Annotated in this window: 3 protein-coding genes; all 3 read right to left on the minus strand. The window is 39.9% G+C overall.

What is annotated here, in order from left to right:
• Positions 1-11 precede the first annotated feature (11 nt).
• Positions 12-3,470, minus strand: coding sequence for an amino acid adenylation domain-containing protein (locus tag VB711_RS06770; protein ID WP_323285052.1), 3,459 nt, complete (start codon positions 3,468-3,470; stop codon positions 12-14).
• Positions 3,467-6,748: an amino acid adenylation domain-containing protein gene (locus tag VB711_RS06775; RefSeq protein ID WP_323285053.1), complete on the minus strand. Its 3,282-nt coding sequence runs from the start codon at positions 6,746-6,748 to the stop codon at positions 3,467-3,469. The genes VB711_RS06770 and VB711_RS06775 overlap by 4 nt, the downstream gene beginning before the upstream one ends.
• Before the next feature lie 89 nt (positions 6,749-6,837).
• Positions 6,838-14,550, minus strand: coding sequence for a non-ribosomal peptide synthetase (locus VB711_RS06780; protein ID WP_323285054.1), 7,713 nt, complete (start codon positions 14,548-14,550; stop codon positions 6,838-6,840).
• Between the last annotated feature and the right edge of the window lie 56 nt (positions 14,551-14,606).

Genomic DNA, 14,606 nt, shown 5'->3' on the forward strand with positions numbered 1-14,606 from the left:
TTCAGATAGTCCTAAATTTCAAATTCCTCTCGTTCATGATTGGTGGTATCAGATATTATTGGAATTTGTGCGGTGAGTTGTCGTTGTAAAATTCGTTCTGCTAAACCCGCTACTGTGGGTGCATCAAACAAATCCATCACAGTTAATTCAATTTGAAACACTTGTAAAGCTTGGGCAATTAATTGAGTTGCAATTAAAGAATGTCCTCCTAATTCAAAAAAATCATCGTCAATACTCACTTTTTCTAATTTGAGTATTTGGGCGTAAATATCAGCTAATTGCGTTTCAATTTCTGTACGAGGGGCAATAAATTCAGTAGTTGATAAAACTTGTTCTGGTGCAGGAAGAGAATGAATATCTACTTTCCCGTTAGGTGTTAGAGGTAAATCTGTTAGCACTACAAACGTAGCAGGTACTAAATACTCTGGTAATTTCTCTCGCATAAAGCGACGCATTTCGGAAGAAGTGGGAGAAGAAGGGATAATTTTATTAGCAACAATATAAGCAACTAAACGTTTTTCTCCTGGTTGATCTTCGCGGACAATTACAACTCCAGCACGCACCGCAGGATGTTGACATAATACTGTTTCCACTTCTTGGAGTTCAATGCGAAAACCACGAATTTTGACTTGATTATCAATTCTTCCTAACAGTCTAATTCGACCATCTGGTAAGTAATAAGCTAAGTCACCGGTTTTATATAAACGAGATTCTTTGCTTACGTCTAAAACCCCACCCCTAGCCCCTCCCCGCAAGCGAGGAGGGGGACTGGATTGATTATTAAAGTGAGAAAACGGGTTTGATATAAATCTTTCTGCTGTTAAATCTGGACGATTTAAATAACCTCTTGCTAAACCTATTCCACCAATATGAAGTTCACCAATTACACCAATGGGAACTGGTTGTAAATAATGATCTAATATATATAGTTGTTTGTTGGCGCTGGGACGAATTGTAGGAAGCAAAGGATGAACATTACCACAAAGTACCATGCTGGCGTTAACTGTAACTTCTGTAGGTCCATAAGCGTTAATAAAACGTCTTCCTTTTGACCATTTGGTAATTAATTCAGGAGATGGTGCTTCTCCTCCTACGAGTATCATTCGCAAATGTGGTAAGTCTGCTGAAGGAAGTAGAGATAGGGCTGAGGGGGTGATAGTAATATGAGTAACTGCGTTTTCTTGTAATAGTTTTAGTAAGGTTTCTCCTGGTAGTAAAGATTCTGATTTGGCTAGACAAAGTTTAGCACCATTCCCCAAAGCCATGATGATTTCGGGAATGGAAGCATCAAAGCTAATAGAGAAAAATTGCAGTACACAATCACCAGGATGAACATCACAAACTTGGATTTTATGTTGGGTGAGATTTGTTAAACCGATGTGGGGAATTAACACTCCTTTTGGTTTACCAGTAGAACCAGAAGTGTAGATTAAATAAGCTAAATTTTCTGGTGTAACTTCACTTTCTGGGGTTTCTATACTGCATTGAGAAATTTTTTCCCAGTCCGCATCTAAATTGATTATTTCATAATTTTGAGAAGTAGGAAGTTTCAGATTTGCTTGTGTCAGTAAAATCGGAACTTGAGAATCAGCCAACATATATCCCAACCGTTCTGGGGGATAATTAGGGTCAAGAGGAAGATACGCACCACCAGCTTTGAGGATACCTAATAAAGCGATAATCATTAAAGGGGAACGATCTACACATAATCCCACAATTACTTCTGGTTTGACTCCTTTTTTTTGCAAATAATGGGCAATTTGATTACTTTTTTGATTGAGTTCTGTATAAGTAAGGGACTGATTTTCAAATATTACCGCTACTGCATCCGGTGTCTTTTCTACCTGCGCTGTAAATAAGTCCTGAAAGGTTAAATGGCTGAGAAATTCTACCTCAGTTTGATTCCAATCAATAAGAATAGTTTGCTTTTCACTTTCTGTCAGTAATGGTAATTCGGAAATCTGTTTTTCTGGATTCTCAACAATCGCCGTTAATAGCGTCTGAAAATGTCCTATCATGCGGTTAATTGTCTCTGGTGCAAACAAATCTCGGTTATACTCAAATGCACCAACAAAACCCTTTGATGTCTCATACATATCCAAACTTAAATCTAGTTTAGCACTGGCTTCTGTGCGATTTAGAGGTGTGAGAGTTAATCCCGGTAATTCTAATTTTTCTGTAGGGGCATTTTCTAACCGAAATTTCACCTGAAATAACGGATTAAAACTTAAATCTCTTTCTGGTTGTAGAACTTCTACTAATTTTTCAAAAGGTATATCTTGATGATCGTAAGCTTGCCAAGTTGTATTTTTTAACTGTTGCAATAAATCCTGAAAACTGGGATTATCTGCTAAACTTGTCCGCAATACTAATGTGTTGACAAAAAAGCCAATTAAACCTTCTATTTCCCGACGATGACGATTAGCTACGGGAGTCCCAACAATTATATCTGTTTGTCCAGTATAGCGGTGTAGGAGAATTTTATAAGCTGTTAGAAGGGTAACAAAGGGGGTGACACCTGCATTTTTTGCCAGTTTAATGATGTCTTGACTTAACTTTGAAGAAAGGGAAAAAGACTCAATTGCACCCCGAAATGTTTGCACTCTTCCACGGGGATAGTCGGCGGGTAATTGTAATACTGGCAGGATACCACCTAATTGTTGTCGCCAATAATCTAGTTGGGTTTCTAAAACTTCTCCTTGTAACCATTTTCTTTGCCAAATTGCAAAATCAACATACTGAATTTCTAACTCTGGTAAAGGGGATGGTTGATTAGCAATAAAGGCAGTATAAAGAATTTTCAATTCCTTAATTAATATTTCCATTGACCACCCATCAGCAACGATGTGGTGCATGGTAAATAACACTACGTTTTCATCTTCAGCTAGTTGGATAATTTTCACCCGCAATAATACATCCGTGGCTAAATTAAAGGGTGTCTGTGCTTCTTTTAAAGCCAAGTTGTGGACTTCTTCATCTTGTTCAATAAGATTGAAATTTTGTAAATCAATTGCAGCAATGGGAAGCGTTACACTCGGCTGAATATGTACAACTGGATTACCATCTACAGTTTTGAAGTTTGTGCGTAGTAGCTCATGACGTTGGATAATGGTATTTAGCGATCGCTCTAACACAACTATATCCAAAATCCCCTTCAATCGGACTGCTGTAGGTAAATTATAAGTATAACTATCGGGTTGTAATTGTTCTAAAAACCACAATCTTTGTTGAGCAAATGAAAGAGGAAGATGGCTGTTACGTTCTGCTGGGGTAATTGCTTGTGTATAATTTGTAGATAACTTAGCTTGACGTAAAAAATTGATGATTTCCGATTTACGCGATCGCAATTCTACACTAAGTTCATCTGTCAGCACATCGTCAGGAATACTACACCGCAAATTAGTATCTTCTACCCACAATTTCACATCTAGATTGTAAAGATGTGCCAAAAACTTTTCTATTGTCTTCATAGCGAAATCTCCTTACGACCTAATTTATTAGATGGGGTACTTGCCATTTGTTGGATACTTTGTTGCAAAATTTCAATCAATTCTGCAAGTCCAGCAATTGTGGGTTTTTCAAATACACTATGTAGGGGTAAATCTAATTGAAAAGCTTCTCTGATTCTTGATGTCACTCGAATTGCTGAAAGGGAATTTCCCCCCAATTCAAAGAAGTTTTCATCTACTCCCATGCGTTCTAGTCGCAAAACGTCCGTTAAAATGTTGGCAACAATCGTTTCTGTAGAATTGCGCGGTGCAAGATATAATTGATTAGCATCGCGTATAGTTTCAGGTAAAGCTTGACGATTGATTTTTCCGTTGGGTAACAAAGGCAATTCTGACAACACCACAAACACAGACGGCAGCATATAATCTGGTAATTGAGATATCAGAAATTTCTGTAATTCATTGGTGAAATTTTCTGATTCTTCGCTCTTGTTTTTCCTGACTACATAACCAACTAAACGTTTATTTTCAGGATGTTTTGAATCCAAAATCACCACCGCTTGCTGCACATCAGAATGTTGATTTAGTACCGCTTCAATTTCACCTAATTCAATCCTCAACCCCCGAATTTTAACTTGATTATCCAACCGTCCCAAATATTCCAAACTACCATCAGGCAAATAGCGGGCAAGGTCGCCTGTTTTATATAAAGTGCTGAGTTGGAATTTGGGAGTAGAGTTAGTATTTCCCCTCTGTCCTTCTGCCTCCTGCCTTCTGCCTTCTGCCTTCTGAATAAATTTTTCCGCAGTTAAATCTGGACGTTTCCAATAACCCCTAGCAACCCCTACACCACCGATGTAAATTTCACCAGGAACACCTAAAGGAACTGGTTGTAAATAATCATTTAAAAGGTAAATTTGTGTATTAGCAATAGGACGACCGATAGGAACTGTATGTAAATCATTGTTAGGTTGACATTGCCAATATGTTACGTCAATTGCGGCTTCTGTGGGTCCATATAAATTATGTAATTCTGCATACTTCAAATGCTGAAAAAAACGATTTTGAATTTCTATTGATAAAGCTTCACCACTACAAATTACCCGCTTTACACTGCGACAACGTTCACTTAAATTTGGTTCTTCTAAAAATACTCCCAACATTGCTGGGACAAAGTGTAATGTCGTGATTTGCTGTTGTTCAATTACTTCTAATAAATAACTTGGATCTTGATGTCTTCCCGGTTTAGCCATCACCAAACAACCACCGTTAAGTAATGTCCAGAAAAATTCCCACACCGAAACATCAAAACTAAAAGGTGTTTTTTGTAAAACGGTTTCTCCTATTTTTAAATCATACTCTTGCTGCATCCAATATAACCGATTACTAATACCGCGATGAGTATTAATTACCCCCTTTGGTGTGCCAGTAGAACCAGAAGTATAGATGATATAAATTGCATTATCAACATTAACAGATGTGGTAGGATTATCTTGATCTTGCTCGATTATTTCGTGCCAATCTGTATCCAAACATAAGCACAAAGTTTTACTTAAACCTTTGCTATTTGAGGCTTGGGGAGAGGTAAACCCTAGCAATTTTGCTAACAACTTCTCCTGAGTTAACACTACAGGGACTTGGGTTTCATCAATAATATATGTTAATCTAGAAGCAGGATAAGCGGGATCAAGGGGAACATAAATACCCCCAGCTTTAAGGATACCTAATATCCCAATCACCATTTCTAAGGAACGTTCAATATAAATCCCCACAGGTGTTTCTGGTTGCACTCCCCAGGTTTGTAAATAATGGGCTAATTGATTAGCACGTTGATTTAATTCTTGATAAGTAAGTTGTTTTTCTCCAAACACCACAGCAATATTATCTGGTGTTCGTTCCACCTGGGTTTCAAATTGCTGATGAATACATTCTATGGGGTAATATGCTTCTGTTTGATTCCATTTGTGGATGGTTTCATACTCTTGCTGAGTTAAAAAGGGTATGCTTTCTAAAGTTTGTTCTGGTTGACTTATTCCTAATAACAAATTACAAAAATGCTCTAATAATTGAGTAATGGCATAATCTGTAAATCTGTTGCTGTCGTATTTCACCTTCAATGACAATTGATTCGCGATAGAAACCAACATCGTTAAGGGAAAACTTGTCCATTCTAAAGATTGAATATCAGTAATATGTAAATCTTGATTTTCTGAAATTACAGATGTATCAATTGGATAATTTTCAAAGACTAAAATACTATCAAATAATGAAGTTCCTGGTGCAAGTTCACTCCATTCTTGAATTTCCAAAAGGGATGTATATTCATAGTCTAAAGCTTCTGCTTGTTGTGCTTGTAATTTTTGCAGCCACTCAACTAAATTATCTGTCGGTGACACCTGCACCCGCACCGGCAAGGTGTTGATAAATAACCCCACCATTGATTCTACACCAGCTAAGTTTGCCGGTCGTCCTGATGAGGTTGCACCAAATACTACATCTGTGGTATTGCAATAACGACTTAATAATAAAGCAAATGCACCCTGTAAAACAGTATTCAAGGTTAATTGTTGCTGTTTTGCCCACTGTTGTAAAAAAGTGGTTTGACTGGGTGTGAGATTGCGAGTTTGTTCTTGGGGTGTGAATTTTTTATTTTCTTTTCTGGAGAATTGGTCTATTAATGTGGGTGTGATGAATCCTTGGAGTTGCTGTTGCCAGAATGTTTTAGCAGCGATTTTGTCTTGTTGTTGTAACCAGGCGATATAGTCACCATAAGGACGGGAATTAGGATAGTAAAATGGGGAATTATAATAGTTCTGAAATACTTCTCTAATTACTAATGCTGCTGACCAACCATCAAGAATTAAATGGTGTTGTGTCCAGACAAGAATATACTTAATTTTTGATAATTGAATGAGACTAAAACGCATTAAGGGCGGTTGTTTTAGATCGAAAATAAAAATGCGATCGCTCTCTAAAAACTTCTCTAATTCTACTTTCTGTTTTGCATCTGATATTGTCTGCCAATCTAACAATTTCCAAGGAATTTCCACTTGGCGAAATACAACTTGAAAGGGTTTATCTCGCTGTTCCCAATAGAAGGCTGTGCGTAAGGCTGCATGGTTTTTCACAACTTGAACCCAAGCAGTTTGTAAGGTATTGATATCTAGTTTTCCTTCTAAATACAAACAAATTTGTGGTACATACACACCTGCTTGTGGTGTCAACAAGGTATGAAACAACATTCCCTGCTGCATGGGAGATAAGGGGTAGATATTTTCTATATTTTGGCGTTTATCCATAGATTGTATGATTTTTGGTTTTGTGATATAAGTATTAATTAGGCTCACGCAGAGGCGCAGAGGCGCAGAGAGTAAGAGGACTTTGCTTTTTATAACTCTGCTAACAATTTATCTAATTCGTCTTGGGTGAAATCCATTTGCGGGAAGTCAGACGGGGTAAACCCGCTAATGTCAGGGGTGACACAATGTTGAATTAGGGATATTAGTATTTTTTGATAGTTGTCTGCTAAGGTGGTGATGGTTTGGAGTTGATGCAGTTTTTGGCTGTACGTCCAATCACATCGCAGTTTTCCTCCTGTGATGATGCTGTTAATTTCAATGAGGGTGTTCCGATTTCCTTTGGGACTACGGCTGTTTCCGATAGATTCACGGGCTGGGGTAAATAGGGATTTTTCCGAAAAAATTTGGTCAGATTGTCCTAAATAGTTAAATCTGACTTGTGGTGATGGTATCGCTTTGAGTGTGGCTTGAATTGTTGGAGATGCTAAATAACGCAACAATCCATAGCTAATTCCACGGTCTGGTATTTGCCGCAGTTGCTCTTTGATGGCTTTGAGGGAAATCTCTAGATCGGCAGACGGATTTATATTTAATAATACCAGAAATAGGCTTGTAAACCAACCCATTGTTCTAGATAAATTTACACTTGGAAACAAATCTTCTCGGCCATGTCCTTCAAGTTCCACTAACAGCCGATTTTCACCTGTCCAGGTTTGGAAGGTTAGTACCAATGCTGTCAAAAAAACATCATTGATTTGGGTGCGGTAAGCATTAGGAACTTGTTGCAGTAGGGCTTGGGTGTCTGCCACACTGAGAAATGTAGAGTAGGTATCTACATCTGCCATTGTGTTAGCACCTTGGGCATAATCTACGGGTAAAGGTGGTATTTGCTGCCAAAGGGGAGATGTCCAGTAGTTAAATGCTGGTTGTAAATCCCTACTCCAGGTGTAATCTTGAAGTTTATTTGCCCACTGTTGATAGGATGTGGTTTTGGTTGGGAGTTGGATTTCCTGTTTTTGACTAAGTTGTTGGTATGCTAGTTGCAAATCTTCGAGAAAAATTCGCCAAGATATACCATCAATAATTAAGTGGTGGAAGATGATTAGTAGGCGATGATTTTGGGTTTCACCAAGGTTAATGTAGGCTACACGCAGCAATGGCGGTGTTTCTAGGTTGAAACTTGTTTGTAAATCATTGGCAATATTGGCAATAGTATCTGATACTTTTTCAGGGGTGAGAATCTCCAAAGACATATCAATATAATAAAACCCCACCCCTAACCCCTCCCCGCAAGCGAGGAGGGGGACTGGATTTGTTGCTGCAAATTGTCGCCAACCGTCGGGGGTTTGTTGGAAGTATGAACGCAAACTATCATGGTGTGCTATTAGTTGATCTAATGCTTGCCGTAGATAATCAGGGTTGAGAGATTGTTGTACTTCTAAAAGTATGGCTTGATTCCAATGATGTGCATCTACTAGATTTTGCTCAAAAAACCAGTGCTGAATGGGAGTTAAAGGAATTTCTCCTGTGACTGGTGCTTGGTCACTAGATAATGTTATTTGGGTGTCCACAATGGCTGCTAGTTCTGCCACTGTTTGATATTGGAACATCTGCCGGGGACGCAATCCCAGTCCTTGCTGATTGGCTTTGGCTACTACTTGAATTGCGAGAATGGAATCACCACCCAAGCTAAAAAAGTTATCGTGAATACCGAGAAATTCTATCCCTAAAACCTGACTCCAAATATTAACTAATTTTTGTTCTATGGCTGTTCTGGGTGCAGTTGCGGTGGTATTTACAGGGGAGATATCAGGTATGGGCAAAGCATGACGGTCTATTTTACCATTAGCTGTTAAAGGTAAAGTTTCCAGGATAACGAATGCCGTTGGTAGCATATACGCAGGGAGTTTGTCTGCTAAAAATTGCCTTAATTCTGCTGTTTCAATGTGAGATTTAGGAACAATATACGCCACTAAGCGACTATGTTCTGGGGTGTCGTTACGAACTATTGCTAAAGCCTGTGTTACCTGTGGATGTTGGTTAAGTACCGCTTCGATTTCTCCTAATTCAATGCGAAAACCGCGTAGTTTGACTTGATGATCTAAACGTCCCAGATATTCTATATTACCATCTGAGAGATAACGAGCGCGATCGCCTGTTTTATAAAGTTGACTATTCCCCATTCCCCAATTAATAAATCTCTCTTCCGTCAACTCTGGACGCTTCCAGTAACCTCTGGCTAACCCTGCACCACTGAGGTAAATTTCCCCAGGTACACCAACGGGAACGGGTTGGAGGTTTTGGTCTAGGATATAAACTTGAGTGTTGGCAATGGGTTTGCCGATTGTCGGGGCTTGTTGACTATTGCGGGGAATCAGGGCAAAGGTAGAATAGGTGGTATCTTCCGAAGGCCCGTAAAGATTATATAATCGTTCAATTGTAGATTGTTGATAAAGTGCGTCTACCAGGGATTTTGGTAAAGGTTCACCGGCTAAATTTACCGTCTGCACTGCTGCGGGAATGCCATTTAAACGTAGTAATTCTCTGGCGGCTGATGGAACCGTATTGATTAACGTTACTTGTGCTGCGGCTGGTAATTCCGGTAATTGTAGGGCATTATCAGCCAGGATGACACAACCTCCCCAACTCAGGGGAACGAAGATTTCAAAGACTGAAAGATCAAAACAAATGGAAGTGGAAGCTAAAACACCTGTTAATTCTGCTGGTGAGTAAATTTCTCGCGCCCAATACATTAGTGTAACTGGACTTTGGTGGGTAATGGCGACTCCTTTGGGAATGCCTGTAGTACCGGAGGTGTAGATGATGTAGGCTAGGTTGGATGTTGATGGTTGACTGTTGACTGTTGACTGTTGAGTGTTGAGTGGGGAATCTAGGGAAATTATGGGGATTTGGAGTTGGGGGAGTTTGGTTAATTGTTTTTGCTGGGTAAGTAAAACCTGCATTTGGGCATCTTCAATAATAAATGCTAATCTGGCTTGGGGATAGGTGGGGTCAAGGGGAACGTAAGCACCACCAGCTTTGAGAATAGCCAATAAACCGATGATCATATCTAGGGAACGGTCAACGCAAATTCCCACAGGCGTTTCTGGCTGTACACCTAAACTTTGCAGATAGTAAGCTAATTGATTGGCTTTGGTATTTAATTCTTGGTATGTTAGCTGTTCTTCACCCCAAATCACCGCTATACTTTCCGGGGTTTGTCTCACCTGTGCCTCAAATAACTCATGTAAACACTGCTGAGGATATTGACGCTGGGTGGCGTTCCATTGTAGGAGTTGTTGCTGTTCAAAAGTAGTCAATAACGGCAAATCATTAATATGTTGCTGGGGATTGATAACTACTGCTGCTAATAACGTTTCTAGATGTCCAGCCAAACGCTCAATTGTTGTGGCTGCGAATAAATCAGTATTATATTCCAACTTACAACTTAAACCATGGGCAGTTTCGCTCACAAACCAAGTCAGGTCAAACTTAGCTGTACCACTATCAGTTTCAATTACTTGCCATTCTATGCCCCCCATATCCAAATCTTGCAACGGTAAATTCTGCAACACCAACATTACTTGAAAAATCGGCGAATGACTGAGCGATCGCACTGGTTGTAGTATATCTACCAATTGTTCAAAAGGCAAATCCTGATGGGCATACGCACCCAAAGCCGTCGCCCGAACCTGTGACAATAAACCAGCAAAACTAGGATTTCCACTCAAATCAGTGCGTAAAGCCAGAGTGTTGGCAAAACAACCAATCAATTCTTCCGTTTCTACATGATTACGATTAGCTACAGGACTACCAACCACAATATCATCAGCACCACTGTAACGATACAACAGCACATTCCAAACAGCCAACAAAGTCATAAACAAAGTGCTGTGATAACGGCGACTCAACCCCCTCAACCCCTGAGTCAACTCCGCCGACAACCCAAACCCATACACAGCCCCCCGAAAAGACTGTACAGCCGGACGCGGGTAATCAGTAGGCAATTCCAACATCACCGGCGCAGATTCCAACCGTCCCCGCCAATATTCCAAATGTTCCTCCCAAACCCTCCCTTTCAACCACTCCCTCTGCCAAAAAGCAAAATCCACATACTGAATCCTGTCCTCCTCTCTGCGTCTCTGCGCCTCTGCGTGAAAAACATCCCGAACCAACAACCCCACAGACCAAGCATCAGCAATAATATGATGTAAAGTCAACAACAAAACCTGATTCCCCTCCCCCAATTTTACCAACCGCACCCGCCACAACAAACCAGCCAAATCAAAAGCCTGCTGTGCCTCACTACGCGCCAACTCCTGCACCTGCTGTTCAGACTCCGGTAATCCCTGTAAATCAATCACAGGTATATTAACATCAACATCAGCAATCCTCAAAACAGGCTGTCCATCAATATTCAAGAAATGCGATCGCAAAATTTCCTGTCGTTGTACTATTTCTGTAAAACTGCGCTGCAAACTCTCCAAATCAAGCTCGCCCCGAATTTGCACCGCCAAAGGAATATTATAAAAAGGACTATCTGGTTCTAACTGTGCCAAAATCCAAAAGCGTTGCTGGGCAAAGGATAGAGGTAAATTACCACTACGAGAAATCGGCAATATGGGCTTAATTTCCCTGTGACTTTCTGCAATCACCTTTGCTAAATCAGCAATTTTTGGACTTTCAAACAGATGACGCAAAGGTAAGTCTACACCAAATACCTGCCGCACTTGAGAAATTAACCGCGTCGCCAGTAGGGAATGTCCCCCCAAATCAAAGAAATTATCCTCAATACCCACTGACTCGACACCCAACACTGTCGCCCAAATATTCGCCAAGACTTCCTCTGTTGGGGTGCGCGGCGTTTCATGTACCAGTGCTTGAGTATTCGGTGTAGGTAAGGCTTTACGGTCAACTTTCCCATTGGGTGTGAGGGGTAATGTTTCCAAAATCATAAATACCCCAGGAATCATATATTTGGGTAGTTTGCTGGCTAGGAATGGTTGTAAATCAACCGTATTCTGAGAGTTGAGGATTATATAGGCTACTAAGCGAGGTTCTTCTTCTCTGACTGTCACTACTGCTTGTGATATTTGGGGATGTTGTGTTATTACCGCTTCTATTTCTCCTAATTCAATGCGAAAACCGCGAATTTTGACTTGATAATCTAGTCTTCCTAAGTATTCTAGTTTACCATCTTCTCGGTAGCGGACGCGATCGCCTGTTTTGTAGAGGGTGTATTCACGCAGAGGCGCAGAGGCGCAAAGGGAAGGAGTTTTGAGGAGGAATCTTTCTGCTGTTAGGTCTGGGCGTTGCCAATATCCTCTGGCGACTCCTGCACCACTAATATATAATTCTCCGGGTACGCCTATGGGAACGGGTTGTAAATGTTCGTCGAGGATGTAAAATTGGGTGTTGGCTATGGGATGACCGATGGTGACTGGTTCATCTATACTGAGTTTCTGGGCGGCTGACCAAATGGTTGTTTCTGTTGGTCCATAAAGATTCCAGACTTCTTGGGTGCAGGATAATAGTTGTTGGGCTAAGGTGTTATCTAATGCTTCTCCACCACAGAGAATTTTTAAGTCTTGTTTACCTTCCCAACCACTGGCTAAAAGTAATCGCCAAGTTGCGGGGGTGGCTTGCATGATGGTGATTTGATGTTGGGCGATCGCTTGTGCTAATCTCTCTCCATCTAGGGTAACGTCCCGTTCTACTAGGACTAAACACGCGCCGACAATTAAGGGTAGGAAAATCTCTAAGGCTGCAATATCAAAGGCTAGGGTGGTGACGGCTAGGAGGTTGTCTGCTGCTGTTAGTCCTGGTGTTTTGGACATTGCGATTAAGAAGTTGCTTAAACTTCTGTGCAAAATTTGCACGCCTTTGGGTGTTCCGGTTGAACCGGAGGTGTAGATTAGGTAGGCGAGTTTGTGGGGGGGTGAGAAATCACTGGTTTTGTCGCTGATGAGGGGAATGATTTTTATTTCACGCAGAGGCGCAGAGGCGCAGAGAGGAGTTTTGAGAGGTGTATTTAACGCTATTTCTTTGTTATTTAATAAAGCTGTTTGAGTTATTAAGATTGATATTTGTGAGTCTTCAATTATAAATTGTAACCGCTCTTGGGGATAGCTGGGATCGAGGGGAACGTAAGCACCGCCGACTTTGTGGACTGCTAATAGGGAGATTACCATTTCTGGGGAGCGATCGCAACAAATTCCTACTCTGGTTTCTGCTTGTACTCCTATGTTTTGTAAATAGGCGGCTAGTTCACAAGCTGCTTGTTCTAGTTGTTGGTAAGTTAGGGATTTATTACCAAAAATAATAGCAATTTTATCTGGAGTTTTTGCTACTTGTTGACTGAATAATTCATAAACTGTTAATTCGGGAATTTCTGTAAGTGTATCGTTCCATTTTGTGATTAATTTTTGCTCTTTTGCTGTTAGTAATGGTAACTCATTAATAAATTGATTTGGATTATTAACAATATTTGATAATAAAAGCTGAAAATGTTCACTAAACCTTTCAATAGTTGCTTTTTCAAATAGTTCTGTACTGTATTCCCATGTTCCCCTAAAACCATTTGGTGTTTCGTACATATCTAAGCTGAGATCAAACCTAGATGTAGAATGTTCTGTTTCTAAAGGTTCAATTTTTAAGCCTGGTAAATTTGTAGTTTGATTGGGTGTGTTATGCAAAATAAACATTACCTGAAATAAAGGATTTTGACTTAAATTTCGTTCTGGTTGTAGTTGTTCTACCAAATCTTCAAAGGGTAAATCTTGATGAGATAACGCGCCTAAAACTGTTTCTTTGACTTGGTTAAGGAGTGAGAGAAAACTGGGCTTTCCAGATAAATTGGTGCGAAATATGAGATTATTAACAAATAGCCCGATGAGGTTGACAATTTCTGAGCGATCGCGGCTAGTAACTGTAGACCCAACTAATATATCATCCTGTCCACTGTAGCGATATAATAAAATATTAAATGCTGTCAGCAGCGTCATAAATATTGTAGCGCCATTTTGTTGGCTCAATTGTCGCAATTCCTCAGATAATTCTGATGATAAATTGAAAAATAGTCTCGCTCCTTTAAAAGTTTGTATTGCTTTGCGTGAATGATCTGTAGGTAAAGACAATTCACAAAGACAATTTTTAAGTTGCTCTTGCCAATATGATAATTGAATTTTCCTAGTTTCACTTTGTAACCATTTTTGTTGCCAAGTTGCAAAATCTCCAAATTGGATTGGCAATTCTGCTAATATTTCTCCTTGATAAAGTGAGATTAATTCTCGCACCAAAACACGAAATGACCAGTAATCTGTAATAATGTGGTGCATCACCAAAACCAACACAAATTCAATATCACTTAATTGCAGTAATGCAACACGCAATAAAGGCAGTTCTGTAAGTTGAAACGGCTGTTCTGTGAGTAATCTAGCTTGCTTTATGACTTGTGATGCTTGGTTTTCTTGTGATAATTCTCGCAAATCAATTAAAGGTAGATTTAGTTTGATATTTGCTGCAATATTCTGTACAGGTTGATCATTAACTACAATAAAACTGGTGCGTAAAATCTCATGACGCAACACAATTGACTGTAAACTTTTCTCTAAACGAGTGACATCAAGATTACCAGTCAACCGCAAAGCCGCAGGTAAATTATAAACTGATAATCCTGGCTGTAATTTATCGAGAAACCACAATCTCTTTTGAGCAAATGAAAGGGGGAAATGTTGTTTAGCGGCTTTTTTTTGTAGTAGTTTCGCTAATAGTTCGCGTTTTTGTGATGGGGAAATATTCATAAGTTACTCAAGTAAAATAATATTTTTTGGCTCACGCAGAGGCGCAGAGACGCGGA

The organism is Cronbergia sp. UHCC 0137 (assembly GCF_034932285.1).
Lineage (GTDB): Bacteria > Cyanobacteriota > Cyanobacteriia > Cyanobacteriales > Nostocaceae > Cronbergia.

What these genes read in the sequence shown, in the direction of transcription:
- VB711_RS06770 (WP_323285052.1), bottom strand. Translation starts at nt 3,470, where the DNA reads ATGAAGACAATAGAAAAGTTTTTGGCACATCTTTACAATCTAGATGTG.
- VB711_RS06775 (WP_323285053.1), bottom strand. Translation starts at nt 6,748, where the DNA reads ATGGATAAACGCCAAAATATAGAAAATATCTACCCCTTATCTCCCATG.
- VB711_RS06780 (WP_323285054.1), bottom strand. Translation starts at nt 14,550, where the DNA reads ATGAATATTTCCCCATCACAAAAACGCGAACTATTAGCGAAACTACTA.